Source organism: Geobacillus sp. PK12 (genome assembly GCF_004123125.1).
GTDB classification, from domain to species: domain Bacteria; phylum Bacillota; class Bacilli; order Bacillales; family Anoxybacillaceae; genus Geobacillus; species Geobacillus zalihae.
Map to the genome: position 1 here is coordinate 260,262 of NZ_SDKL01000002.1, position 24,623 is coordinate 284,884.

Annotated in this window: 33 protein-coding genes, 1 tRNA gene, 1 pseudogene and 1 riboswitch; of the genes and pseudogenes, 21 read left to right on the forward strand and 14 right to left on the reverse strand. The window is 50.8% G+C overall.

All coding sequences use genetic code 11. From position 1 onward, the window contains the following. Positions 1-247 precede the first annotated feature (247 nt). The 6 genes from ETR37_RS01735 to ETR37_RS01760 form a co-directional block, all read right to left on the reverse strand. Positions 248-1,402 carry a glycosyltransferase family 4 protein gene (locus tag ETR37_RS01735; RefSeq protein ID WP_020753825.1) on the reverse strand — a complete coding sequence of 385 codons (1,155 nt, stop codon included), beginning with the start codon at positions 1,400-1,402 and terminating at the stop codon, positions 248-250. After that, positions 1,399-2,355, reverse strand: coding sequence for an NAD-dependent epimerase/dehydratase family protein (locus ETR37_RS01740; protein WP_020753824.1), 957 nt, complete (start codon positions 2,353-2,355; stop codon positions 1,399-1,401). The genes ETR37_RS01735 and ETR37_RS01740 overlap by 4 nt, the downstream gene beginning before the upstream one ends. Continuing rightward, the gene (locus tag ETR37_RS01745; protein WP_011230341.1) at positions 2,352-3,635 is read right to left on the reverse strand and encodes a UDP-glucose dehydrogenase family protein; all 1,284 of its coding nucleotides are present in this window, start codon (positions 3,633-3,635) and stop codon (positions 2,352-2,354) included. The genes ETR37_RS01740 and ETR37_RS01745 overlap by 4 nt, the downstream gene beginning before the upstream one ends. A 181-nt stretch (positions 3,636-3,816) precedes the next feature. Next, entirely contained in the window at positions 3,817-4,899 is a 1,083-nt protein-coding gene (locus ETR37_RS01750; protein WP_020753820.1) for a glycosyltransferase, read from the reverse strand. A 6-nt stretch (positions 4,900-4,905) separates the two neighbouring features. Then, positions 4,906-5,901, reverse strand: coding sequence for an aminoglycoside phosphotransferase family protein (locus ETR37_RS01755; RefSeq protein ID WP_129446826.1), 996 nt, complete (start codon positions 5,899-5,901; stop codon positions 4,906-4,908). A 161-nt stretch (positions 5,902-6,062) separates the two neighbouring features. Continuing rightward, entirely contained in the window at positions 6,063-6,365 is a 303-nt protein-coding gene (locus ETR37_RS01760) for a hypothetical protein (protein ID WP_011230344.1), read from the reverse strand. A 174-nt stretch (positions 6,366-6,539) separates the two neighbouring features. Between ETR37_RS01760 and ETR37_RS01765 the strand changes: the two genes are divergently transcribed. Together ETR37_RS01765 and ETR37_RS01770 are read left to right on the forward strand one after the other, a co-directional pair. Then, the gene (locus ETR37_RS01765) at positions 6,540-6,890 is read left to right on the forward strand and encodes a DUF1360 domain-containing protein (protein WP_011230345.1); all 351 of its coding nucleotides are present in this window, start codon (positions 6,540-6,542) and stop codon (positions 6,888-6,890) included. A gap of 23 nt (positions 6,891-6,913) precedes the next feature. After that, complete coding sequence (locus ETR37_RS01770) at positions 6,914-7,324, forward strand: hypothetical protein (RefSeq protein WP_081212798.1); 411 nt, start codon at positions 6,914-6,916, stop codon at positions 7,322-7,324. On the opposite strand, the gene ETR37_RS01775 is transcribed toward ETR37_RS01770, so the two are convergent. Together ETR37_RS01775 and ETR37_RS01780 are read right to left on the reverse strand one after the other, a co-directional pair. Further along, positions 7,212-7,976 (reverse strand): hypothetical protein, encoded by a 765-nt coding sequence (locus tag ETR37_RS01775; protein ID WP_020754296.1) that lies wholly within the window; start codon positions 7,974-7,976, stop codon positions 7,212-7,214. The genes ETR37_RS01770 and ETR37_RS01775 overlap by 113 nt on opposite strands. Before the next feature lie 101 nt (positions 7,977-8,077). Next, on the reverse strand, positions 8,078-8,797 hold the full coding sequence (locus ETR37_RS01780) for a BMQ_0737 family morphogenetic spore coat protein (protein ID WP_020754297.1): 720 nt from the start codon (positions 8,795-8,797) through the stop codon (positions 8,078-8,080). A 155-nt stretch (positions 8,798-8,952) separates the two neighbouring features. Between ETR37_RS01780 and ETR37_RS01785 the strand changes: the two genes are divergently transcribed. The 11 genes from ETR37_RS01785 to ETR37_RS19030 all read left to right on the forward strand — a co-directional run bounded on the left by ETR37_RS01785 (position 8,953) and on the right by ETR37_RS19030 (position 14,216). Then, entirely contained in the window at positions 8,953-9,288 is a 336-nt protein-coding gene (locus tag ETR37_RS01785; protein WP_033005012.1) for a spore coat protein regulator YlbO, read from the forward strand. Between the two features lie 382 nt (positions 9,289-9,670). After that, complete coding sequence (locus tag ETR37_RS01790) at positions 9,671-9,901, forward strand: hypothetical protein (RefSeq protein ID WP_129446827.1); 231 nt, start codon at positions 9,671-9,673, stop codon at positions 9,899-9,901. Between the two features lie 27 nt (positions 9,902-9,928). Further along, entirely contained in the window at positions 9,929-10,132 is a 204-nt protein-coding gene (locus tag ETR37_RS01795) for a hypothetical protein (protein WP_013523190.1), read from the forward strand. Between the two features lie 158 nt (positions 10,133-10,290). Next, positions 10,291-10,497 (forward strand): DUF1657 domain-containing protein, encoded by a 207-nt coding sequence (locus ETR37_RS01800; RefSeq protein ID WP_011230352.1) that lies wholly within the window; start codon positions 10,291-10,293, stop codon positions 10,495-10,497. 97 nt (positions 10,498-10,594) lie between these two features. Beyond that, entirely contained in the window at positions 10,595-11,071 is a 477-nt protein-coding gene (locus tag ETR37_RS01805; RefSeq protein WP_033005017.1) for a YhcN/YlaJ family sporulation lipoprotein, read from the forward strand. 11 nt (positions 11,072-11,082) lie between these two features. Then, the gene (spoVAC, locus tag ETR37_RS01810) at positions 11,083-11,562 is read left to right on the forward strand and encodes a stage V sporulation protein AC (RefSeq protein ID WP_011230354.1); all 480 of its coding nucleotides are present in this window, start codon (positions 11,083-11,085) and stop codon (positions 11,560-11,562) included. After that, a complete protein-coding gene (gene spoVAD, locus ETR37_RS01815) occupies positions 11,562-12,575 on the forward strand; it encodes a stage V sporulation protein AD (protein ID WP_015374181.1) in 1,014 nt (337 codons plus the stop codon). Before spoVAC ends, spoVAD begins: the two co-directional genes overlap by 1 nt. A 1-nt stretch (position 12,576) precedes the next feature. Further along, positions 12,577-12,933: a stage V sporulation protein AE gene (gene spoVAE / locus ETR37_RS01820; protein WP_013146042.1), complete on the forward strand. Its 357-nt coding sequence runs from the start codon at positions 12,577-12,579 to the stop codon at positions 12,931-12,933. 12 nt (positions 12,934-12,945) lie between these two features. Further along, the gene (locus ETR37_RS01825) at positions 12,946-13,152 is read left to right on the forward strand and encodes a DUF1657 domain-containing protein (RefSeq protein ID WP_011230357.1); all 207 of its coding nucleotides are present in this window, start codon (positions 12,946-12,948) and stop codon (positions 13,150-13,152) included. Positions 13,153-13,164: 12 nt separating this feature from the next. After that, positions 13,165-14,025, forward strand: a complete 861-nt coding sequence (locus ETR37_RS01830) for a DUF421 domain-containing protein (protein ID WP_013523193.1) — start codon at positions 13,165-13,167, stop codon at positions 14,023-14,025. 20 nt (positions 14,026-14,045) lie between these two features. Further along, positions 14,046-14,216, forward strand: coding sequence for a hypothetical protein (locus ETR37_RS19030; RefSeq protein WP_011230359.1), 171 nt, complete (start codon positions 14,046-14,048; stop codon positions 14,214-14,216). A gap of 139 nt (positions 14,217-14,355) precedes the next feature. Here the strand turns inward: ETR37_RS19030 and ETR37_RS01835 are convergent, their stop codons facing one another. Continuing rightward, the gene (locus ETR37_RS01835; protein WP_063192230.1) at positions 14,356-14,676 is read right to left on the reverse strand and encodes a thioredoxin family protein; all 321 of its coding nucleotides are present in this window, start codon (positions 14,674-14,676) and stop codon (positions 14,356-14,358) included. Positions 14,677-14,804: 128 nt separating this feature from the next. Here ETR37_RS01835 and ETR37_RS01840 point away from each other — a divergent pair, with 128 nt between their 5' ends. The 3 genes from ETR37_RS01840 to spoVIF all read left to right on the forward strand — a co-directional run bounded on the left by ETR37_RS01840 (position 14,805) and on the right by spoVIF (position 15,654). Further along, entirely contained in the window at positions 14,805-15,041 is a 237-nt protein-coding gene (locus tag ETR37_RS01840) for a hypothetical protein (RefSeq protein ID WP_011230361.1), read from the forward strand. Between the two features lie 76 nt (positions 15,042-15,117). Beyond that, entirely contained in the window at positions 15,118-15,270 is a 153-nt protein-coding gene (locus tag ETR37_RS01845) for a YjcZ family sporulation protein (RefSeq protein ID WP_080986155.1), read from the forward strand. 126 nt (positions 15,271-15,396) lie between these two features. Then, the gene (spoVIF, locus tag ETR37_RS01850; protein ID WP_011230363.1) at positions 15,397-15,654 is read left to right on the forward strand and encodes a sporulation-specific transcription regulator SpoVIF; all 258 of its coding nucleotides are present in this window, start codon (positions 15,397-15,399) and stop codon (positions 15,652-15,654) included. Positions 15,655-15,771: 117 nt separating this feature from the next. Here the strand turns inward: spoVIF and ETR37_RS01855 are convergent, their stop codons facing one another. The 3 genes from ETR37_RS01855 to ETR37_RS01865 form a co-directional block, all read right to left on the reverse strand. Further along, positions 15,772-16,206 (reverse strand): GNAT family N-acetyltransferase, encoded by a 435-nt coding sequence (locus ETR37_RS01855; RefSeq protein ID WP_011230364.1) that lies wholly within the window; start codon positions 16,204-16,206, stop codon positions 15,772-15,774. 1 nt (position 16,207) lies between these two features. After that, positions 16,208-16,729, reverse strand: a complete 522-nt coding sequence (locus ETR37_RS01860; RefSeq protein ID WP_011230365.1) for a YjcG family protein — start codon at positions 16,727-16,729, stop codon at positions 16,208-16,210. Between the two features lie 98 nt (positions 16,730-16,827). Continuing rightward, the gene (locus ETR37_RS01865; protein ID WP_081132956.1) at positions 16,828-17,556 is read right to left on the reverse strand and encodes an alpha/beta hydrolase; all 729 of its coding nucleotides are present in this window, start codon (positions 17,554-17,556) and stop codon (positions 16,828-16,830) included. Positions 17,557-17,743: 187 nt separating this feature from the next. Further along, positions 17,744-17,854: riboswitch (SAM riboswitch) on the forward strand. A 199-nt stretch (positions 17,855-18,053) separates the two neighbouring features. Here ETR37_RS01865 and ETR37_RS01870 point away from each other — a divergent pair. Both ETR37_RS01870 and metC read left to right on the forward strand, forming a co-directional pair. Further along, a complete protein-coding gene (locus tag ETR37_RS01870) occupies positions 18,054-19,157 on the forward strand; it encodes a methionine biosynthesis PLP-dependent protein (protein ID WP_129446828.1) in 1,104 nt (367 codons plus the stop codon). A gap of 3 nt (positions 19,158-19,160) precedes the next feature. After that, positions 19,161-20,339 carry a cystathionine beta-lyase gene (gene metC, locus ETR37_RS01875; protein WP_020754313.1) on the forward strand — a complete coding sequence of 393 codons (1,179 nt, stop codon included), beginning with the start codon at positions 19,161-19,163 and terminating at the stop codon, positions 20,337-20,339. Positions 20,340-20,377: 38 nt separating this feature from the next. On the opposite strand, the pseudogene ETR37_RS01880 reads toward metC, so the two are convergent. Beyond that, positions 20,378-20,767 (reverse strand): annotated as a pseudogene (locus tag ETR37_RS01880) (HD-GYP domain-containing protein); the annotation flags it as partial. 170 nt (positions 20,768-20,937) lie between these two features. Further along, complete coding sequence (locus ETR37_RS01890) at positions 20,938-21,621, reverse strand: HD-GYP domain-containing protein (protein ID WP_240673865.1); 684 nt, start codon at positions 21,619-21,621, stop codon at positions 20,938-20,940. A 193-nt stretch (positions 21,622-21,814) separates the two neighbouring features. Between ETR37_RS01890 and ETR37_RS01895 the strand changes: the two genes are divergently transcribed. The 3 genes from ETR37_RS01895 (at position 21,815) to istB (ending at position 24,568) form a co-directional block, all read left to right on the forward strand. Beyond that, positions 21,815-21,887, forward strand: a tRNA-Val gene (locus ETR37_RS01895). A 456-nt stretch (positions 21,888-22,343) separates the two neighbouring features. After that, the gene (gene istA / locus ETR37_RS01900) at positions 22,344-23,861 is read left to right on the forward strand and encodes an IS21 family transposase (protein ID WP_013401401.1); all 1,518 of its coding nucleotides are present in this window, start codon (positions 22,344-22,346) and stop codon (positions 23,859-23,861) included. After that, the gene (gene istB, locus ETR37_RS01905) at positions 23,849-24,568 is read left to right on the forward strand and encodes an IS21-like element helper ATPase IstB (RefSeq protein WP_013399917.1); all 720 of its coding nucleotides are present in this window, start codon (positions 23,849-23,851) and stop codon (positions 24,566-24,568) included. The genes istA and istB overlap by 13 nt, the downstream gene beginning before the upstream one ends. Positions 24,569-24,623 lie beyond the last annotated feature (55 nt).

Genomic DNA, 24,623 nt, shown 5'->3' on the forward strand with positions numbered 1-24,623 from the left:
TCCTGTCAGGTATTTGGGAATGGACGAAGTGAAATATGTGTGATTGCTACTAGGATATGTATGGAGAACGAAATTGGACTGGGTAAGCTCATTAAATAGAGGATATTTCCCGAAGCCTCTGCAGTTTGACGAACTGGGGGGCGGCGAAAGTGTGACGAGTGGGGATAGATGCACAAGGAGCGGCATGGTTGATTTCATCGGAGAAAGAGAAAAAGGCTGTCCCGAAAACATTTCTCTTAGACAGCCCTTATTGGTTTGGGGAAAGAGAGGAACATGCTTCGATATAAACCGTTTCAAACCGCTTGGCCACATGGTGGAATTGAAATTGCTGTTCAACGAGCGTTCTTGCCTTTTTCGCCATGGTTTCCGCTTCATGTTTGTTCACAAGCATGTAATCAATCGCTTCAAAAAAAGCGTGCGGGTTTTGGTAGTCATCGATGACAAAGCCGGTTTCGCCGTGGCGGACGATTTCGGTGTTGCCGCCGCGGTTGGTTGTCACGACCGGAATGCCGGCGGCCATCGCTTCGTAATGAACGCGGGCGAGCGGCTCGTGCCATTGCGAGCTGCATACAAACACATCGGCCATTAAGAGCAGTTTGGGGATATGACTGTGCGGAACGTAATTCGTAAACAGAACGCGATCGGCCATCGGCGCCGCGAGCTCATGAAGCCAGTCGATGTATTCGCTTCGGCCGGTGTCGCCGAACCATTTTCCGCCGACGATGACAAGCGCTGCCTCGGGATGGCGGATCAAAAGGGATGGCAGGCATTGAATCAGCAAATGCGGTCCTTTTGTTTTGCTGAGTCGGCCGAGAAAGAGAACGACTTTTTTATCGGTGAGTCCGTACGCTTCGCGTTCCGCTTGGCGGATGCGCCTGCCTTCTTCCGTCCAGACGGGGATGTATTGGGAAGCATCGACTCCGGAATAAACGACTTTTACTTTCTGAGGATCGATTGGGTAACGGTTTGTCACCGTCCGTTTGATGTATTCACTGACGGCGGTCAGCAAGGTGCAGGCGTCTAGCGCCCGCTTCGCCTGTTCTGCTGTAATTTTCAGCGGGGAAAACATGTCGTTATGCAGGCTTAGCACAAAGGCGCTTTGCGGAGCCGCCGCTTGGTAATCGATGAGCGGAATAGGACGATTGAAGACGTGGACGACATCGAATTTGTGCGCGGCCAACGCACGTGCCACATCCGTTTCATACGTGGCTTTTGGAAAACGGATGTAGCGGATGTCTCCGTCTGTCTCTTCAGGCGGCAAAAGCGGATCAGCGATTGAAAAAATCGTCAGTTCGTGGCGTCGGGCGATCAATGGAGCAATCCCATCGATCATCATTTGAATGGCCCCGCCCCGCACTGCCGGGGCGGGCAGCTTTTCCGTGCAGACATAGGCGATTTTCATAAATGCTCACCCTCATACAGCGAACGGATGTATTCGATCTCTTTTTGTAGGCCGCCCTCAAGCGTTACAACCGGCTTGTACCCGAGCAGCCGCTCCGCTTTTGCCAAGTCGGCCCACGTTTGTTTCGGCTCTCCGCGGGCGGAGGGGGTATACTGAATGATCGCTTGTTTTCCCGTCAGCGTTTCCAGCAGACGGATCACCTCATTGACCGATGCTCGTTCTTTTCCGCCGATATTGATCGTTTCTCCAATGACGCCATCCCACTCGAGCGCGGCGATCGTTCCATCAACGCAGTCAGAAATATAGGTGAAATCGCGCGATTGTGTTCCGTCGCCGAACACGGTGAGCGGTTGTCCAGCGAGCAGCTGGCGGATGAAGCGGTGAAACGACATGTCCGGGCGCTGGCGCGGGCCATAGACGGTGAAATAGCGCAAAATGACGATCGGTACGGCGAACTCGCGAAAATAGACGCGGCATAAATGTTCGCCGGTGAGCTTCGTAATGCCATATGGGGAGAGCGGGGCCGGTTCAAGCGTTTCCGACAACGGGCCGCTCCGCTCGCCGTAGACGGATGAGGTCGAAGCGTAGATGAACCGTTTGAGTGGCCGGTCTTTGCATGCCTCAAGCAACCGCTGGGTAGTGGAAATGTTGTGTGCAGCATAGGCGGCAAACTCCGTCCCCCAGCTCGTTCGCACACCGGGCATGCCGGCTAAGTGGTAGACCGCTTCGACGTTTTGCAGCAAGGACGGCAAATCGGCTGTCAACAAATCCAGCTCAAGAAAGGTAAACCGTGGATGAGACTGCAAATGGGCAATGTTCTTCGCTTTTAGCGGCGACGGCGTCGGTCCGAGAAAGCCGTCGACGCCAATCACATGATGCTCGTCGTTTTCCAGCAGTTTTTCGCATAAATGGGAGCCGATAAATCCGGCCGCACCGGTGACGAGAATGTTCACGGGCGCCCCACCCCCATGTAGCGCAAACCGCTTTGTTCGACTGCATGGCGATCCAAACAGTTTCGACCGTCAAACACGAGCGTCCCATTCATCGCCGCTTTCACTTGCCCCCAGTCAAGCGTGCGGAATTCGTCCCAATCGGTGGCGATGACCAAGCCATCCGCCCCTTGGATCGCTTCGTGCACCGACTGGACTTGTGTGACGCGGGTGAGCGGCTCCGAGAGCGTTGCCTTCGGGTCGTAGGCGGCAACCGTACAGCCGTTTTCACTCAATCGGCGGATGAGCGCTTCAGCGGGGGAAAAACGCGTATCGTCTGTATTCGGCTTGAAGGAGATGCCAAGCACGGCGATCTTTTTGTCCGTCAATGGGGCAAGTTGCTCATTGAGTTTTTGGAAGCAAACGTCAAGCTGGGTGGCGTTGATGGTCTGCACCGCCTTCAGCAAATGCGGCTCCACTTGGCGCGAGCGCGCCGCATGTTCGAGCGCTTTGATATCTTTTGGAAAGCAAGATCCTCCATAGCCGAGGCCGGCCCGCAAAAAATGCGGGCCGATGCGCGGGTCGAGGCCGATCCCGCGGGCGATGTCATTGACATCGACGGCAAACGCGTCACAGATGCGCGCCATTTCGTTAATAAAGGAAATTTTGGTCGCCAAAAACGCGTTGGCGGCGTATTTGATCAGTTCCGCGCCGGTCAGGCTTGTTGTGAGGTAAGGGGCATTGATGCCGGCATACACCGCCTGCATGACGGCAAGCGATTGGTCATCATCCGGTTCGAGTCCGACGACGATTTTGTCTGGGTGAAACATATCGTAGACAGCCGACCCTTCCCGCAAAAACTCTGGGTTGGATACGATGCGGAACAACTGCGGTTTCACTCCTTTGCGGATGAGCTCGGCACGCATCCATTCATTCGTCCCCGGAGGGACGGTGCTTTTCGTGACGATCGTTTTGTACGATTTGATCGTTGTTGCCAAGCGGTCGAGCACCGCTTCAATATAGCGCAAGTCGGTGCCGCCGTCGGGCCGCGGCGGGGTGCCGACACAAATGACAACGACGGCCGCCCGTTTGATATCATCCCAGCGGCCGCTGAACGTCAAATAATTATCATTTTTGGCAATCAATTCTTCGAGCCCTGGCTCATAAAACGGAACTTCCCCGTTATTGAGCAGGCGGATTTTCCGTTCATCATGATCAATGCAATGCACTTCATGCCCAAGTTCAGCAAGGACGGCAGCGGTGGTTAGTCCGACGTAGCCAGCGCCAATGATGCAGATGTTCATGCTAATAGGCCTCCTTCGTGAAATCTCCGGCTTTTATAGCGTATTAACGGACAAGTGTGGTTTGCTACATGGCAAGCGCCTAAAACGCTGGAAATGGTGCGGCCTATTTTCGTCGGACAACCTTTCTACTGTTTGGAAAGGAAAGGGGAAGAATTGAGCATCAAAAAAAACCAGGTGACAGTTACCTGGTTTTTTTGATGAATTCATCATACAGCCGCTCCTGCACCTTGATTTGTTTCGTGATATCAAACCGCTGTTCAATCACTTTGCGCGCTTTTTTCGTGAAGGATGGAATTCGTTCCGGATGTTCCAGAAAAAACCGAATGCCGTTCGCTAGCTCAAGATCGTCTCTTTCTGGTGCGAGATAGCCGGTGCGTTTGTGTTCGATCAATTCGGGGATGCCGGCGTGATTCGTTGAGACGACCGGCAGCCCGCTTGCCATCGCCTCTTTCAACACGTTGGGGATGCCTTCGATGTCTCCATCAGAAGCGGTCTCGCTCGCCAAGCAAAATAGATGGGCGCGTTCCATTTCGCGGGCGATTGAAGCGGCATCCATGGCACCCAGCAGGTCGACAAACGGATCGAGCTTCAGCTCGCTGACAAGCCGGCGGATGTTTTCTTCCTCTTTGCCGCTGCCGATGATGCGGAGGCGGCAGCGCGGATGAACTGCATGCACGCGCCAAAAGGCGCGCACGAGCGTTAAAAACCCTTTTTTCTCGACGAGCCGGCCGATCGAGAGAATGATGATGTCTCCGTTTGCAGGAATCGTCCGTTCCCGGTACGGAAATAAATCGAGCTCGATGCCGCCGTAGAGAACTTGAATTTTTTTCGGCGGAAAGCCTAGCGTGATCAGTTCATTGGCAAGGTAGCGGCAGACAGGAAGAAAGAGCGCCCCATGCTGTTTGAGCAAATGGTACCGTTTTTGATTGCGCCGCAAACTTTGATGCTTCGCCGATCCATCGCGGCCGCGGATGCTGACGACAAGCGGAATGCGATGGGCGATGCAAAGCGGAAGAATTTCGACGGCATGCTTTCCATGGTGAGCGTGAATGGCGACAATATTTTGTTCTTTGGCGAAGCGGCCGAAATCGTCGATGTCGTTGAGGCGGTAATAGTTGATGAGAGGAAACGGATGGATGCCGTCATCAGCGAATGACCCGATCATGATCGGGCGGTATTTTTTTAAATGAACCATTTGGTTGTAAATAAAACGTTGATTGATTTTCATTTTTTCATGAAGAAAGTGGGCGATCGTTTGTTTCATTTTTCTCTATCCCTCGCTTTTGAAAAAATCGGACAAGAATGCGAATTTTTTTGTTTCCTGTTCGGCGAGGCGGGTGAGCAAGTCCAAGGACGATGGGCTGTGCAACGCTTGCTTTTGTTTTTCACGGCCGACCGCTTCGCTGTAAAACACGTGAGGAAACATAGCATCAGCGACATAGACGCTCTTGTACGGAGCGTACAGCGGGCAAATGGAGAAATAAAGGTCAAATAGCAGCTTCGTTCGTTTTACCGCATCGTTTTTCGGGTTTTTCATCAATGAAACAAGCAGAAAGCGAAAATCATCAAGCGGGAGGCCATAGTAGGCGCGGTCAAAGTCAATCATCATGACTTCGTGGTTTTCCGCCAATAAAAGGTTGTTGCTGTTGTAATCCCCGTGGCAAATGGCCTTTCGTTCTTTCGCTGTGCGGCAAAAATCAGCTAGATTGCTTTTTTCAAGCCATGCATAACTTTGATTCGCGATTCCAGCCATCTGTTCCATTATATGAGAAAGAGTGTCACCATGATCGATGGCCTTTGCCTGCTCCTCTAACTGTGCTGCTTTTTGCCGATGTGCGCTCAGCACGTCTTTTGGCTCCGGAAACGATGAAGGGCAGGGGCCGATCCAATCGGCAAACAGACTGTGAGCATGAAAGCGGGCGAGCCCTTCGATCCGTTGTTGGAAAGAGGGCTTCGTTCCGCTTGGGACGATGTAGTCCATCAAATAGTAGTAATGGCCTTTTCGGTGGATGTAATATTGGTCTGTTTTCGTTTGGAAGATTTTTGGGACATGAAATCCTTCTTGGTACAGCTTTGAATGAAGCAAAATCGGAAAATTCGTTTTGTCTTCGCTCAGCCGTTTCAGCACGTACCGTTCCCTCGTTTTTTTGTTTCGCACAAGCCATACTTTGTCGTTTTTCAGTTCCTTCATGATATCGACTTCAGTTCCAGTCAGGTCGTAACTGCTTAAAATGTCAAACAACAAGCGAGATCGTTTCGAAGCCAAGATCAGTTCCTCCTAGCATCTATTGTCGATTAGTAAAAGTGTATGTAATACGAGAAGCGAATGTATAGACAAGCGCACTAGTCAATGAGAAAACGGCGCCGCCAAAAAAATAAGCGCCGACCGCGCTGGTTGGCGTCAGCCGGCTGTGCCTTCTTTTCTAGCTATTCTTCCTCTTCATCTGTGTCGGCGGATGGAGCTGGCCTCATGGAGGCAGGGAGATCGATTGAGGTGATCGTGGCAGCATCGATCGTAAGCGAGCGCCCCCCCTCTTTATAAAAGCGGTCAACCAATAGCGAGACGCTGTTCGTCCGCGGCTCGAAGCCGAGAAAAAGCGCATTGTAATGCGTCTCGTTGGTGGTGTGCACGTTAACCTCAGTGTTGAGTGGAAGCGCGGCCAGCTGTTCGTAAAGAGCACGGGGAAGGCGGGGGCGGGTTGGGCGTCGGTTGAAAAAGACATGGTACATCGCGTCGCCTCCTTTCTAGTCTCTTGTGTTAAAAACCTATACTCCATCATATGATTGGCGTAGGAGAGCGTTTGGGTAAACGTCTGTACCAAAGAGAATTCGCTAGCTGCCAAATGGGAACGACAGAAGGCAATCGGTTTTTTGCGGTCATAATCATGGAAAGGGGAGGGGAGCATGGACGATCCGTTTTCATTTGTCCTTCTTTGTTTAGCCAGCTTTCGCCTGACACGGCTCATCGTATATGACGCGATCACCGCCTGGATTCGCCGTCCCTTTCACGAATGGACGGAGCAGGAGCTTCCGGACGGAAGCAAACAAGTGTTTCTTTCTTTCAAGGGAGGCGGGCTGCGTCGCTGGTTTGGCGAACTGCTGAGCTGCTACTGGTGCACGGGGATCTGGTGTGCGGCGTTTTGTTATATTGGCCTAATGCTTTGGCCGAATGTTTTTGAGCCGCTCATTATGCTTCTAGCGATTGCCGGCGGGGCGGCGATCATGGAGACGATCGTTAGTAAATGGTTGTCGTAAGGAGAAAGGCGGCTATTGAGGTCATGACACAGCCAATGAGGGATGCCGGCGGGCGTCGTTTTGGTCAAAAAATGGACAGCGAACCGGTGATGCTGGTTGGGCAACGTTCGCTGAAGGAATGGCCGGCGGTGTGGATGGAAGTCGTCAAGCCGTCGTCAGCCGGTGATGCAAAAACAGCCGCGCAGCTTGTCGGGATGACGTTGATGGAAGGAAACGTCCAACTGCTATTGTTTGAAATAGGAAATAGCGGAGCCGGCTCAAAACGGCCGGCCCAAACAGCAGGTGCGCCGCTGGTCGGCATGAAGGCGGAAAACGAGCGGGTCACCATTGAATGGCAATATGGTTGGCGGCAGGAACGCCCTTTGGCAGTTCTGCGCAATACACGAATCCATCAACCGTCAATGAGCGGGCATTGCTGGACGGGGGAACAGTGATTTCGAACTGGGAAAAGCGCCGCTCCTCGCTTGGTTCAAGCGGGGCGTCATAAAGCGGGGCAAGCCAGTATTCCCCGCTTTGCCGCACTTTTTCCCGCCAGTTTTCGTGGGTGAACATCCAGCTTTCCGCGCTATTGGAGATCAGCGTTTCCTGCTCGGCCCGTCCGCTGTTTGGCAAAACAATTTTCCCGCTGAGCACCGCCGTTTTTGGAGGCGAAAGGCGGAGACAGACAATCAAATGGTGAAGCGGCGCTGTTCCGTGATTGCGAATGATGAAATCGCCGATGATGGTCAGCTCCTCCTCATCAAGATGCGTCGGAACGACGACAGAATAGTGAAACAACGCTGACACGGCAGCAGCTCGTTCAAACGCTGGTGTCTGTGTCTCTTTTGAGGTGTTATATCGCGTTTCTTCCAGTGCAATTTCACACAACAGAAGCTGGCGTTCCAAGGCGGCGATTTTTTTCTTGTACGTTTCAACGTTGGTTGTTTCTGCTTCACGCAGCTTCTCTTTCAAATAGGCGCTGCGCATTTTTTCCTTGGCCAACTCGGCCTCCAGTTGCTGCACTTGTTGCCGGCATGAGGCTGCTTCTGACCGGTAGTGGATGATTTGCTGCTGCAGACGGAGATGTTGGTCGTTTTTGTTTTTCATACGGTTTCCACCCCTTCCATTCTCATCTTATGTATCCATTGCGGGTGCATGCCATATAAAAAAGGCTGTTGTTGGAACAACAGCCTGAACGGTGCAGGACGCTACATGGCCGGGAATACGTCCGGGCATTGCGGCGGGAATTTGGTTGTCGGGCAAAGCACGGCTTCGGCCAATTCTTCGCGCGGTTGGCAGAAACGAGCTTCGACTTCGATTTTGACATCAGCTTCCACTTGGACTTCAAGGCATAAGGTGATGGAAACATCAAGTTGTGCAAAGTTGTCTGTGCAGACTAGGCTCGTGTCGCATTCGAAGAACGAAATATGGCAGTTGAGCTGCGTGCCTTCTGGGGCGCACAAGATGAACGTTTGTGCTGTAGCGAACGGAATTGGTTTCGATTGGAAAATGACCGTGCCGGCTGGGCTGACAATTTGCACGACGACATGCCCTTTGATGAGCGCTTTGACTTTTTGCAGCGTCACCGTTTCCCCAGAAGGAAGGGTGACGTTTACGGACTGCCGGCCGTTTGGCTGCGTAATTTCCTGGCAAATCAATGCGTCCTGGTCAACGACCGAGTCGATCGGGTTTCCGTCGGCGTCTGTCAGGAAGCAGCGGATCGTCAAGTGTTGCGGGTTTGTATGTTGCGCTCCCAAAAAGTCGCAAATCGTTCCTTCCCGCCGGCAGTGATCCAGCGGGAAAAGTGCTTCCAAATCCTCGCCGCTGAAGCTGCGCAATGGCACATCGACTTGGCGCGTCACCCAGTCGTAAATTTTGCGCGTTCTGATGCATACTCTTTCTGTATCGCGACGGTGATGATGACTCATTTTTCTTCGTTCCTCCTATCGTTCAGTTGTTCCCCAACGCTTGGTGGTTTGGGACTACTGTATACTATGGAACGGATTAGGTAAATGTGTTGGGACAGATGCGGATTTTTGGTTGGTGGGCGCAGCCAGCGATGAATCAAAGGGGGAGATGTCGAATGATGAAAAATAAACATGGGGCGATGAACGAAAAGAGAAGGAGCACGGGTGAACAGCGGCTTGCTGAGCGAATGGCGGAACTGGAGCGCCGTCTGAAAGAGGTGGAAGCCGAAAACATTGTGTTAAAGGAGCTGGCTTACCAAAGCGCCAAGCGCTACGAGCAGCTCAAACAGCTGGAGAAGGAAAATGACGAGCTCCGCCGCCAGCTGCTGCAATCGCCATGGAGCGAAAAAACGGGCAAGGCAGATGAGGACGAACGGCCGGACAGCTGGTTTTTCCGCACACTGAGGCAAGAAAATGCCATCATGCCACACCCGGAGCGAAACGAAAAATGAGAGGCACCCTTGGCTCGCCAAGCCATACAATAGCAGTAGCCGCTCGCTTTTTCTCTCGCCGTTAGACATTGTTTGTTTTTATGCCGTTTCGATTAGAGACGAATCGTACGGAAATGGACTTGAACATAAATTGGTTGATCGGCGAGGGCTACACTTTTTCGGGATGGAGGGATGAGAAATGAAGAAGCCAACTCCGTCGAAACCGGTGACAAGGGTGCTTTCTTCGACAACGCAGCCTGTGCGGCGTCCGAGCGGATGCGGATGCGGTCGGCCAGCCGTCATCAAGAAGAAATAACGGAAATCTGTGAGAGATGCCTATACTTCGCTTCGCCTCCTTGCATAGTCTAACAGTGCAACTAGGCGAAAGGAAGGGGGGAAGGGCATGTCGGATCGGAAAAAAGCGAAAGTGATTCATGTCGATAAATTGATCATTCATGCCGATGACATCGTCATTATGCCGCGCGGCCGCATCCGCGATCCGTGGTTGTTCCCGTACCGCGATGATACGGAAATGGAAGCCGTTGAAGATGTGCGGGACCGGGATAAGGAAGAACATGGTGAAGGAGGCCATGATCGAAACGAAGGAGAACGGAGACCGTTCTCGTGGATCTAGCCATAAAGCAAATGGGGGACGCAAACGGTGGAGCGTTTTAAAAATTACGGGCTTTGGCTGGCAATCGGATCGTTTGCCGTGATTGCGCTTGAGACATTCGGCGTCGACATTGATCTTGGCAAATATGAACAACTGTACCATGCCTTCTTAAGCATTTTGGTGATGGCCGGCATTTTAAACAACCCGTCGCTTGGCCGCGGTTATTCCGATAAAGTTGATAACAAGTCGTAAACCGCATGGGCGCCTGCAGAAGGCGCCCTTTTCGTGCCCGGAAAGGCTGGAAAGGCGGCAGAACGTTTTGCAGAAAATGACAATTATAATTTGGCGGCGAAAAACCATTCTAAACATTGTCACCACCAATCTTACACCATATAAGGAGGACATGAATCATGACGGTTGCAACACAAGTGAAACAAACATTGGCGGGGTTAAAATCGGCTCAAGCGAGCTTCGAAACGTTTGCTTTGCAAACCGAAAACCAAGCCGCGAAACAGCTTTACCAACAAGCTGCCCAACAAACGCAGGCGGTCATTGATTTGGTGAACTCGCGCATGCAAGAAATTCAAAACGAAGAGCCACAATATAAACAACAATAACCTTCGCAGAAGCGAATGGGATGGTTTAGGCGGAAAGGTTGGCACAGCACGCCAACCTTTCCCGACTTGGCGGAAATACATAAAAACGAATGGGTTGATGAAGATGAAAAAATGGTGGTTGGCGGCCGTCGTTGCGATGATCGCGGTCGGCGGCTGCGCCAAAGAAGAAACGGAACAAAAGCAATCGCTGCAAGGGGCAAACCTGCTGAGAACCCAAACGTCCGGGACGGCGAAACATGCGGAGCTGAACCAAGGTCCGGCCGAGCGGGCGGCCAGCTATTTGCGCGGGCGCGACGATGTTCGGGACGTGGTGGCGGTCAACAGCGGGGATCGGTTGCTCATTGCTTATCAAATTCCCCATATGAAGCGGTGGAGTCGAAAACAAATTGAGAAAGACATTGACCAAAAACTGCGCGACCTGTTTCCTGGCTATGACGTTGTTTCCTCGAGCGATTTGAAAATTTTTTGGAAGACGAAGGAATTAAAAGCTAACATGGACAATCGACGCTGGGATGAACGAAAAGTCAATCGGGAAGTCAGGCGCATTGAAAAGCTAAGCAAAGAGCAAACATAAGAGGTGTCATTATGGCGAATGAAAAACGGAAAAAGCTGACCCCGGTTCAGCAGGAATATCATTTATTCGAAAAAGAGCGGGAAACGAAGCGCCCTATCGTTCGCAACTGTGTTTGCGCGTTTCTCGTTGGCGGAATCATTTGCGTGATTGGACAGGCGATCTCTTATTTTTACATGTATTTTTTTGACTTTACCGAGCAAACGGCAGGCAATCCGACGGTGGCGACGATGGTCTTTTTGTCGATGATTTTAACTGGGCTTGGCGTTTATGACCGGATCGCCCAATTCGCTGGGGCGGGAAGCGCCGTGCCGGTGACAGGGTTTGGCAACGCCGTCATCTCGGCGGCGATTGAGCACCGGACGGAAGGATTTGTGTTAGGCGTCGGCTCGAACATGTTCAAGCTCGCCGGATCGGTCATCTTGTTCGGTACGTTTGCCGCCTTTGTTATCGCCCTTGTCAAAACGATTGCGACCCAGTGGGGGGGATTGTAATGCTGAAAGGGCACCGCACATGGGTGTTTGCGAACAAGCCGGCAATCATCGCAACAGCGGCGGTCGGCGGGCCGTTTGAGGCAAACGGCCGCCTCGCGGAAGACTTTGATCTTCTTCACGAAGATTTATGGCTCGGAGAGGAGTCGTACGAGAAGGCGCACCGCGTGCTCATGGAGGAAGCAGCGTTTCAGGCGATGGAAAAAGCCGGCCTAGAGAAAGAAAACGTGCAATTTCTCATCGCCGGCGACTTGATCAACCAAATGACCCCGACAAGCTTTGCTGCCCGAACGCTCGGCATGCCGTATCTCGGTGTTTTTGGCGCCTGTTCCACTTCGATGGAAGGGCTGGCGCTAAGCGCTTTTATTACCAACTACGGCGGGGCAGATTATATATTAACCGGAGCCTCAAGCCACAATGCTGCCGTCGAAAAACAGTTTCGTTACCCGACGGAATACGGCGGGCAAAAGCCGCCGACGGCGCAGTGGACAGTAACGGGAGCTGGCGTGGCGATCGTCAGCCCGAAAGGGGACGGGCCGCGCGTGACCGCGGCGACGATCGGCCGCGTTGTGGATATGGGGCTTGCCGACCCGTTCAACATGGGTGGAGCGATGGCGCCGGCGGCGGTCGATACGATTGAGGCGCATTTGCGCGACATGCAAATCGATGCATCGTATTACGATTTGATCGTCACCGGCGATCTAGGGCGAATCGGACGCCAAGTCTCCCTTGACTTGCTGCGTCAGCACGGCATTGACATCGATGAAGAGTGCTACCAAGATTGCGGGCTGCTCATTTACCGCGATGGGCAGCCGGTTTTGTCCGGCGCAAGTGGGGCGGCTTGTTCCGCTGTCGTCGTTTACGGGCATCTCATCAAACGGATGCGGCGCGGCGAGCTGAAGCGCATTTTGGCAGTCGCGACAGGAGCGCTATTGTCGCCGCTATCGTTCCAGCAAAACGAGACGATTCCATGCATCGCCCACGCGGTGGCGATCGAGTATGGAGGTGAGGCGTAGCGTGTTGGCTATGTTTTTTTGGGCGTTTGTCGTCGGCGGGCTGATTTGCGTGATCGGGCAAATTTTGATGGATGTGTTTAAACTGACACCTGCACATACGTTGACGATTCTCGTCGTCGTCGGGGCGATTTTGGATGGATTCGGTTTGTATGAGCCACTCATTGATTTTGCCGGCGCCGGGGCGACGATTCCGATTACGAGCTTTGGAAACGCGCTCGTTCACGGCGCGATGCAAGAGGCGGAAAAACACGGCATTATCGGCGTATTGACCGGCATGTTTGAAGTGACGAGCGCCGGCATCTCAGCGGCGATCGTCTTTGGGTTTATCGGGGCGCTCTTGTTCCGCCCGAAAGGATAGGAGGGATCTTCCATGACCGTTGCTTCGCAGGTGAAACAAACGTTGGCGAGCTTAAAAGGCATTCACGCTGGGCTGCAACAGCTGGCGCTCACTTCCCAGGATGAAACGGCGCAGCGGACGTTTCATGAAGCGATGCTTGCGACAGAGGAGATCATCGCGGACATCAAAGACCGGATCGGCCGGCTCGAGTTCGAAGAGCCGCAATACCACGGAAAGTAAGGAGCATGATCGATGCCTATATGGTTAGAAACCGCCATTCGTTCGATTTGCATTTTAATCGGGTTGTTTGTGATCACCCGCATTCTCGGCAAAAAGCAATTATCAAAATTGTCGTTTTTTGAATACATCGTCGGCATTACCGTCGGCGATATCGCTGGAACGATGTCGGTCGATTTAGGAATTTCGTTGCAAGAAGGCATCACCAGCATTTTGATTTGGTCGCTGTTTCCAGTGGCTGTCGCTCGTCTCTCGCTGCGCAACAAGAAATTTCGCGATTTTGTCGAGGGCAATTCCACGGTTTTTATTAAAAACGGCAAAATTTTAGAGGAAAATTTGAAACGGGAGAAATATACGGTTGACGAGCTGCTCGAACAGCTGCGCAAAAAAGATGTGTTCCGCGTCGCCGACGTCGAGTTTGCGGTGCTTGAGCCAAACGGCGACTTGAACGTGTTGCTGAAGCGGGAAAAACAGCCGCTCACCGTTGGAGATGTGTTCCCAAACCCGCCGCGGGAAAAAGAGCCGCAAACGGTCATTATGGACGGCATGATTTTGGATGAGCCGCTCGCTACGATGGGGCTTGGCCGCGGCTGGCTGAAGGAACAGCTTGACAAACAAGGAGTGGCGATTGAAAATGTGTTTCTCGCCCAAGTCGATTCATACGGACAGCTGACGATCGATTTGTACGATGATAAGATCCAAATTGCCGAGCCACAGGAGAAAAAGCTGCTCTTGGCCGCGATGAAAAAAGTGCAGGCTGATCTGGAGCTGTATGCGTTGCAGACGAATTCCGAAGAGGCGAAGGCGCTGTATGAACGAAACGCCGCAAAAATGGCAGAGCTTGTGCAAAAAGTCGAACCGCTCTTGCGAAACTGATGACACAGGAGGAAAAGACGATGGAAGACAAACGGATAAAAACGACGGATGAGGAAATTCAAGTCCAATTGAAACCAAACGACCGCTCCGAGCGGACGCGGACGACCGATGAGGAAATTTCGATTGAATTGATGTTTGACAGCCCGCAGCTGACGCGCCAGCCGAAAGACTACGACGAAATTGAATATTGACGGCTTCCGTTTCCACAATCGGCGATCCATAAGGAGCTGTCTGTTCATTCGCATGGCTGTCCGAGAAGGAAAGCTTCCTTCTCGGACAGCCTCTTTTTGTTGCCCTTCTTCTCTGGCGAGGCAAGGATGCCGCCCCGTCTTACTCCGGCAGGGACTGCAAAAAGGCGCGCACCTCTTCCGGCGTTTTGGCGTCAGCGCTGTGCAGATGAGCAATTTTTTTTCCGTTGCGGAAGACAAGCAGGCTCGGGATGCCAAGTACCTGGTATTTCTCGCCAAGTTCCGGAAACCGGTCACGGTCGATTTCAAACCAATCATATTGTCCATAGTCGCGAACGATGTCATCGATGAACATATTGAGGCGCACGCAGTCCGGACACCAAGTTGTGTAAAACTTCATAATCGCTGGCTTATCGCCGGAAATGGCCGCCTCGAATTGCTCAGCTGTTTCAATCTGTCTCACATTCGTTCCCTCCCTTTCATGTTGCCGTTCATCTTTACTTTACCATATGGCAAGGCAAAAAAAGAACGGGGACGCCTTCACCTTGGGCAGTCGTTTTTGCATACAACAGTAAGAAAAGGGGGGAAAGTGTGAGCAAAGAACTGGAAAAGGCGCTCGAAGGTTGGGTGGCGTCACGCAAAGAAGGGCATGAAACGTTCATCCGCCTGTTTGAACAATGGGGAAAGGACTTTAACAAACAGCTGCAAGAAATCGAAAAATTGAACAATGGATTTTTAAAAAGTGTGCAAGGCAACTTAGACTACATCGAGCAATGGTTTGCGAAGAAGGAGCGGGAATTTGCCGAGCTGTTCCGCCGATTTGGATGACAAAATGGCCTTTGCGCCCATACGCCCCGCTAAGCCGGTGAATACGATACAGTAAACGGAGAAGGAGGTGCACATTATGATGGGCTTCTGCGGTTATGGTTATCCTTACGGCTACGGCTATGGCGGTGGCTATGGCGGTGGCTATGGCGGTGGCTATGGCGGTGGCTTTGTGCTGATTGTCGTGTTGTTCATTTTGTTGATTATTGTCGGCGCGGCATTTGTCGCCTAACGGAAAAAGCGAAAGGGATACGGGCCGTTTCGGCGCCACGGAGCGGCTCGTATTTTTCTTTCCCTAATTTGATGCACGCCGAGGCGGGAGCATCATACGATATAGCAGGGAGAAGGAGGCGGAACGATGGATCAGCAATTTTTTAAAAACATCGAAAAGAAAACAGGTGTCAATATGAAAGACGTTTTTGAGCTCGCCAACTCGCTGCAAAACGCCAATTTCAGCGATGAAAAAACGGTGCGCCAAGTGGTGAAGCGGGTGGCGCAAATTGCCAACCGGAAAGTGCCAAAAGAACTTGAGGATCAAATCGTCAAGGCGATCGTCCATAACGGCAAGCAAATTGATTTCAATACGATCGCCAATATGCTGAACAACAAAAAGTAAGCAAAAGGGAGCTTGCGTGCGCACAGCTCCCTTTTGCTCTGCTTGGCTCAGGAGAGCGAAACGATGTTCGATGATCCCAAGCCTTGGATCAGTGTAGACGAGGCTGTTCTATGGCCATCATTCGAGCGATTTCACCATCGTGACATGTGGGATGCCGGCGTCCATAAAGACGCCGGAGACGGTCGTATAGCCGAGCTTTTGGTAAAACGGTTCTGCGTGCGTCTGGGCGTTCAGTTTCGCCGTTTTCGCCCCTTTTGTTTTCGCCAGCTGTTCGATCGCTTCCATCACCATCCGTCCGGCGCCGCGGCCGCGGTAGGACGGCAGGACGCAAATGCGCTCGATTTTGCCGACGCCTTCGTCAATGAAACGGAGTCGCCCAGCACCGACCGGTGTTTGGCCATCATACAGGACGAGGTGGAACGAGTCGTCCTCGAATGCGTCGATTTCCTCGTCTTCCGGCACGTTTTGCTCCTCAATGAATACGAGCCGGCGGACGCGCAAGGCGTCTTCGTACAAAGCGCGATCTTGCGTTGTGCCAATCGCAATGTTCATCTCAGACCGTTTCCTTTCCTCCGACGATAAACGTTTCATAGACGGTCCACGAGCCGTTTTCCAGCTGATAGAGAAGATGGAAGCGGTCGACGGTCTCCTCGAAGTGCACATCTTGCAGCTTCAGCTGGCTGTAGACGTCCGCATATTCTGCGCCCGGCAAATCGCGGCCGATCGTAATGTGAGGCACGAACACAAACTCCGGCTTTCCGGCGAACAAGCCGCTGTGCAGTTGTTCATGAAGGCGCTCGAGCACGTCGTTTGGTTCCACCTTCAAATAAATGATGTTGCTTGTCGGGTAAAACGAGCTGAATTTCGTCACTTTGATCGGAATGGGAGGTGTTTCCGCCGCAATGCGGCGCAACTCTTTCGCCATTTTTTTTATTTGCTCCTCATCCGCTTCAAATGGGTATTTCAGCGTAATATGCGGCGGGATGAGGGCGTAATGGCTGTCGTACCGTTTCCGGTACGAGTTGGCGAAGTCCTGAATCCGTTTTGGCGGAAAGATCACAATGCCGTACTTCATTTTGTTTTCCCTCCTTGAACCAGTTCTTTTTCCATGCACAGGAAACGCACGGAATGGATGCGGCGGCTTCGACATCTTTGAAGTTGCTCCGTTTTGTCCTATAACGATAAAACAGCGGCTACGGCCCGGGGTACATCCGGCTGCCAATACGTCCACGCATGGCCGCCTTCGAACTCATGGTACGTATAAGCAAACCGTTTTTCCATAAACAAGTCCCGCGCCATTCGATTCGGGGTGATAAAATCGCGCACATGGCCATCCGTCGTTTTCACCGCTGTTTCCTCTGTGCCAACAGAATGGTAAAGCGAAAGGAGCGATGGATCGCGGAATGAGCGGATGCGCGCCAATACCGAGTCATCGATATAGGGGGACTGCATGGCGATTTTCCCAAATGTATGCGGATACAACAACCCGGCTAGAAGCGACACCGTTCCGCCGAGCGAATCGCCGATCAGCGCCCGGCCTTTGCCCATTTGGTATGTCGGCAGTTCGCGGTCCAAAAACGGGACGAGTTCATGGGCTAAAAAACGAAGGTATGCTTCGTGCTTTCGGCCTTCCGGGTGGTATTTCTCGTAGCGGTCGTTGACGTTCCGATACGGGATGCCGACGACGATCGTCCCGTCGATTGTTCCTTCTGCCATCAGCGTTTCGATGACGGTTTTCATTTTTCCATACATAAAATAATCTTTGCCATCTTGCGCGATTAATAAAGAATATTTGTAAAGCGGCGAAAAATTGCTTGGCAAGTAGACGAGCAGTTCGATTTCTTCTTGCAGCTCTCCGCTGTACAACTTGCAGTCGCGCATCGTTCCTGTTGCTGTCGCCATGACCATCCTCCATGAAAGCGTAAGTTCATCTGTTATTGTAACATATTTGCGCCAAAAGATGTTAACGAAGGGCTCGAATTTTTTGCGAATTTGCCGAATCGTGCCATTCACAAAAAAATGGCTTGCAAAAACGGGGGGAATGCGCTACATTTTTTATTAAAATTAGAAAAATTGAATACGCGTCTCATTCTTATCAAGAGAAGCGGAGGGAACTGGCCCAATGAAGCTTCAGCAACCAGCCGCCCGGCGGCCAGGTGCTAAATCCAGCGAATTGAGCATTCAATTCGGCAGATAAGAAGAAGCATGACCATGTGCGTATGGAAAAGTCTTCTTCTTAGAAGACTTTTTTTATTTACTCAAGCGGCCGCTCCCTCAACCGAGGGGCGTCGAGGATCAAGGCCCTCGGCCGCTGCCCGACAGACAGCGGCGCTTCGTTGGGCGTCAAATGGTCGGCCGTTGATCCATGATGGAATTTTCAGCAGAAGGAGAGAGATGAGATGGAGAAACTGGAGACGTTGTTAGCGCAAATTGGCAATCGGAGCGAAACGGTGACGGGGACGGTCAACCCGCCCGTCTATTTCTCGACCGCCTACCGCCATGCTGGCCTCGGAGAGTCGACCGGGTTTGACTACATCCGCACCGGCAACCCAACGCGCAAAATCGTCGAAGAAGCGATCGCGAGACTGGAAGGCGGCGACCAAGGCTATGCGTTCAGCTCCGGCATGGCCGCCATTCAGACGGTGCTCGCCTTGTTTGAGAGCGGAGACGAGTTTCTCGTATCGGCCGACCTTTACGGCGGCACGTACCGCCTGTTTGAGCGCGGCTGGCGCAAGTACGGTCTCGGCTTTCATTACGTCGATTTTGCTGATCTTGCCGCGGTGGAAGCGTGTATCACCGAAAAAACGAAAGCCATCTTTTTGGAAACGCCGACGAACCCATTGATGCAGGAGACGGATATTGCCGCTGTCTCCGCGCTTGCCAAACGGCATGGGCTTTTGTTGATCGTTGACAACACGTTTTATACACCGGTGCTTCAACGCCCGATCGAACAAGGCGCCGATATTGTCATCCACAGCGCCACGAAATATTTAGGCGGCCATAACGATGTGCTGGCTGGCCTTGTCGTCGCCAAGGGCGAGGATCTCTGTCAACGCTTGGCCGAGTACCAGAACGCCATCGGCGCGGTGTTGTCACCGTTTGATTCGTGGCTGTTGATTCGCGGGATGAAAACGTTGGCTCTCCGGATGCGTCAACATGAAGAAAACGCCAAGCGCATCAGCGCCTTTTTGCGCGAACATGAAGATGTGACTGACGTCCTGTACCCAGGGCGAGGAGGGATGCTGTCATTCCGGATTGCCGATGAAAAGTGGGTGAACGGGTTTTTAAAAAGCTTGCGCCTCATTACGTTCGCGGAAAGCTTAGGCGGAGTTGAAAGCTTCATCACGTACCCGGCGACGCAGACGCATGCGGACATTCCAGAGGAAATCCGCATCCAAAACGGCGTCTGCAACCGACTGCTCCGCTTCTCGGTCGGCATCGAACATGCGGATGATTTAATCGCCGACTTGGCGCAAGCGTTCAAACACATGAAAGAGGTGTAAGCGATGGAACGGGAATGGTCGTTTTCAACGAAACTGCTCCATAATGAATGGAAAGTCGATCGCCACACGGGAGCGGTGAGCGTGCCGATCCAGCATGCCTCCACGTTCCATCAGTTCGATTTCGATTCATTCGGCAAATACGACTACAGCCGCTCCGGCAACCCGACGCGCGAGGCGCTCGAGGAAACGATCGCGGCGTTAGAAGGCGGCGTGCGCGGATTCGCCTTCGCTTCTGGCATGGCGGCCATTTCGACGGCGTTTTTGCTCTTGTCCCGAGGCGACCACGTCCTCGTGACTGAAGACGTCTACGGCGGCACGTACCGGATGATCACGGAAGTGTTGACCCGCTTTGGCATCGAGCATACGTTTGTCGATATGACCGATTTAAACGCAGTGGCCGAAAACATCCGACCGAACACGAAAGTCATTTATATGGAAACGCCGTCCAACCCATTGTTAAAAGTGACCGATATTCAAGGCGTCGTCAAACTGGCGAAAGCGCACGGCTGTTTGACGTTCTTGGATAATACGTTCATGACGCCGGCGCTGCAGCGGCCGCTTGACCTTGGCGTCGATATTGTCCTTCACAGCGCCACGAAATTTTTAGCCGGCCATAGCGACGTCGTCGCCGGATTGGCCGTGGTGAAAGATGAAGAGTTGGGAAAAGAGCTGTACAAACTGCAAAACGCATTTGGCGCTGTCCTTGGCGTCCAAGATGCGTGGCTTGTGCTGCGCGGATTAAAAACGCTCCACGTCCGGCTGAAGCAGTCATCTGAATCAGCGGCCGCCATCGCCCAATATTTGGCTTGTCACCCAAAGGTCGAAGAAGTGTATTATCCGGGGCTTTCGCACCACCCAGGCCATGACATCCAGCGCCATCAAGCGGACGGGTTTGGCGCCGTGCTGTCGTTCCGCTTGGCCGATGAAGAAGCGGCCCGGACGTTCGTCCGAAACGTCCGCTTGCCCGTGTTCGCCGTCAGCCTTGGCGCGGTCGAGTCGATTTTATCGCACCCGGCGAAAATGTCGCATGCGGCCATGCCGAAAGACGAGCGACTCCGCCGCGGCATTACCGACGGCTTGTTGCGGCTGAGCGTCGGGATTGAGGATGTCAACGATTTGATCGCCGATTTTGAGCAGGCGTTGTCGTTTGTTCAGGAGCGGCCGTCAGTTTCAACGCCATAGCCATCAGCCCGCCAAGCCTTCACAGCTTGGCGGGCGGGTCAAGATGCCGCTGAGGTTGACAACAGCTTCTCCTCTTGTAAGTGTTTCAAAAAGAGGTCGACGAGTTCGCTGTCCCACTGCGTTCCCTTTCCTTTTCTCAAGATGTCCGCCGCTTGACGAATATCCATGCCTTTTCGGTACGGGCGATCGGAAGTCATGGCGTCAAATGCATCGGCCACGGCGATGATTTTGCCAAACAACGGAATGTCATCACCTGCCAACCCATCTGGATATCCCTTTCCATCTATGCGTTCGTGATGGGAGCGTATGCCGGCTAGAAGCGGTTCGATCGGTTCGATCGGCCTGACTTCCCGCAAAATGGCCTCCCCAAGGGCGGGGTGTTTTTTGATCCGGGCAAATTCATCATCGCTTAGCTTTCCCACTTTAACTTCCCTCCGAAAGAAGTCTCCTACTTCTAAACGTGAAGGTGCGCCAGCACCAGTGAAAGTGGGAGATGAATTTCGGTTGGCGTTAGCCAACGAATATGATAGAATATGGCTAGAACGGACACCTTCGGAACGAAGGGAAGCGTAAAGGGTTCTTGTGTGTGGCTTACCGTTCAGCGAACACACACAAGTCGCTTGAAGCCCCCACCTCTAAGCGAAGCGTAGGTGGTGGGTAGTTCACGCAAAATGGCATCGGGAACGCCGATCTTTCCGATGTCATGCAGTAGAGCGGAACGATACAAGGCATCAAGCTGTTCATTCGGAAGGGAAAGCTTTTCCCCAATCGCGAGTGCGTAACGGGCCACGCGCAGCGAGTGCCCAGCTGTATAAGGATCGCGGGCGTCAAGCGCCGCTGTCAAGACGGTGATGAAACTGTTAAGCAGTTCTTTGTTCGTTCGGTCGCGGCGATGCACAGCATCGATCATATGATTGAATCCGCGAAGCAAATCGGCAAATTCATCAGTATACACATTGTGGGCGACGGGTTTATACGTTTCGTTTTCCGCCCGTTTCATATGACTTAACAGCACACTGACCGGCTCATGGATCTCATCGACCAACAAGCGAGTCAAGAAAACGGAAAATGCGATCGAAAACAGCAAAATCACGGTTGCCCAGGGCCAATACGACCAATGGGATGCGCTCGGTCCGGCGAGCGACCATTTGATTTCCGTCGCTAAGCTGAACAATAAGACAGGAAATGTGCTGCTGAACAAGACCGTCAGCTGCAGTTTCATTTTGAGCGGCACCGGAAGCGGCGGGCGTTTTTCATCAATTCCGCCAGCCTTCGTAAGCAAATTCTCGTTTGATAGAACAATCAGAATATAGAAAAAATACGATGTCGAACCGTTCCAACACGGATTATTCCTTTGGGAGGAAGTCACCTTTCCTTTTTTCATCATGAACAGCGATTTTTTTAAAAAAGTTGTTGACAAACAACTTGCCCGTTTATATAATTAAAAATGTGTTCGATAGCGGACAATAAAATATGATTCCGTAGCTCAGCTGGGAGAGCGCCACCTTGACAGGGTGGAGGTCGCTGGTTCGAGCCCAGTCGGAATCATCATAGGAGAAAGCCGTAAGTCCTATTGAAGGGTTTACGGCTTTTTGTTTTTTCGTAATAGCTTTTGGAGAACAGCAACAGGCACTGTTTGTTAAGGTTTTTTCACCATCGAAACGAAGCAGCTTAGGCTTCAAAGGAAGCTCTATTAGGAAGTGGGTAGTTACATAGAAAGGGAAAACCCTCTAATTAAAGAGAGTTTTAGAATTACTTTTGATGATAGGGAAAATTTCCCCCAAAGGAAGATATGATTTTATCGAACAACAAAATAAATTCAATAATACTCCTTAAGGTTTGATGTTCAAAGTTCGCTAGTCGATGTTTATGGCAAACTAAAAATGTAACGTTTGGCAATTAATTTATGCAGGTCCTATAAAACAAAAAACCACTTGCCAACATTCCCCAAATACACTACCCTCCTAGTTGGACAAAACAGTTCAACGGGAGGTATTCAAGGAGATGTTAGCAGTGGCTGAAATTCATTATATCAGATATGAAGCAAACCAAAAAGGATGTTCCTATTCCGATATTGCCAAAAGAATGAATCGTGATCCAAGAACAGTGAAGAAGTATGCGGAAATGGAAGACTTCAATCCCTCAAAAGTTAAACAAACGAGAAAAGCGAAAGTGATGGATCCAGTGAAACCGATATTGGATCAATGGATTAAAGAGGACTTGACAAAGAAGAAAAAATATCGAAGAACTGCGAAACGAATGTATGAAATCTTAAAAGAAGAATATGGATTTACAGGTTCAGATCGTTCTGTTCGGCTCTATGTATCAAAAAGAAAACAAGAACTGCTCGAACAAAGTGAACCAGCTGCGTTACCTTTAGAATCGAAACCTGCAACGGCTCAAGTTGATTTTGGAGAAGCTCCTTTTCTCTATCAGGGGAAATACGTCGATTTTCCTTACCTGGTCGTTTCATTCCCTTACAGTAATGCGGCCTATGTGCAAGTCATGCCAGCTCAAAATCAAGAATGTTTCTTGGAAGGATTAAAACGAATCTTTCACTATATGGGAAGGGTTCCAAGGGTCATTCGTTTTGATAATCTCTCCCCTGCAGTAAAAACGATCTTGCCAAACGGAGAAAGAGAATTGACAGAGACATTTCAACGATTCGTTTTACATTATGGCTTTGAATGCGAGTTCTGCAACCCAGCCAGCGGAAATGAAAAAGGGAATGTCGAATCAAAGGTGAAATATATTCGAAACAATTTCTTTTTACCTGAACAAACAATCTATCAACTAGAAAGTTTTAATGAATCTTTATGGGAGAAATGTGAGAAGGACTGGAATCGTCCGCATTATGAGAAGGAGCGACTCATCGCTGAATTATTTGAAGAAGAACAAGCGTTATTTCTTCAATTGCCAGCCAAAGAATTTGAATGTGTCCGATATGAGCAGGTCACGGCTGATAAGTACGGTTTCATCCATTTAGAAAACAATTTATATTCCACGTCTCCCCGTTTTGCCAAACAAAAGGTTTTGGCAAAGATCTCTTATCATGAGATTGCCATTTTAACAGAAGAGCATGAGCTGATTATCAAGCACGAGCGTTTATATGGCACAAAACAAAAATCAATGAAATGGCAACCATATCTTACGTTAATGGCCAAAAGGCCAAATGCATTAAAATATACGGATTTCTATGAAAAGATGCCGGAAGAATGGAAAAATTATTTTTCCAATTGTACCGTTCAAGAAAAGAAGGAAGCATTACAACTACTAGCTGTTTTACTAAAAGAACATGATTTCGAAGTTTCGACACAGGCTTTGAGGATTGCCTCCCAGTATGGTCATCCGAAAGTAGAATCGATTAAACAGGTATTTTATCAATTAATCAATGGAAGAGGTATACGAGAGCCAATTCAACCGAAAAAACACGTTCCAGATATGCCGGAAGCCATCCGAGGAGTAAGGCATTATGACCGCCTATTCGAATCCCAAGGAGATGTGGCATCATGGAACAAATGATTAAGGAATATGCCAAAAGACTAAAATTAAGCTGGATTCCAGCCAATTACCATACCATCCATGCGGAAACAAATGAGGAATTTTTACTGAAGCTGTTTGAACGAGAAGTGCAGCATCGAGATGAGAGAAGGATAAATTTACTACTAAAACAGGCGACATTGCCGAAAATTCCAAATAAACCTTATGATTGGCGGGAGATTCAACTAGCCCCAGGCATCACAAAAGATTATATTTTAGAAGGTGAGTTTACGAAAAATCAGGAAAACCTTATCTTCTATGGCGGAGTGGGAACCGGTAAAACATTCCTTTCCACTCTCATCGCCCTCAATTTGATGAAAAAACAAGGAAAAAGAGTGAAGTTCTATACGGCCGCCTCCATTGTCAATGCTTTATTGGAGGCCAATGAAAAAGGTGACCTTGGTAAATTTCTCAATCAAATCGAAAAGTTGGATCTCTTGATTCTTGATGAATTGGGCTATATTCCATTGCATAAACAGGGGGCAGAGTTATTATTTCAAGTTATTTCCATGTGTTATGAAACCAAAAGCATCATTGTGACAACCAATTTACCTTTTAGCCAATGGAATAATGTCTTTGGCGATCCCATTTTAACAGAGGCCGTCATTGATCGGCTGATTCATCATTCTCATTTAATCATCTTCAATGGTGAAAGTCACCGATACAAAGACTCAATCTCTCAACGTTAACCATGGAATTTGGCAAGTGTATGTATGCATTTTTAATTGCCATTTCATACATTTT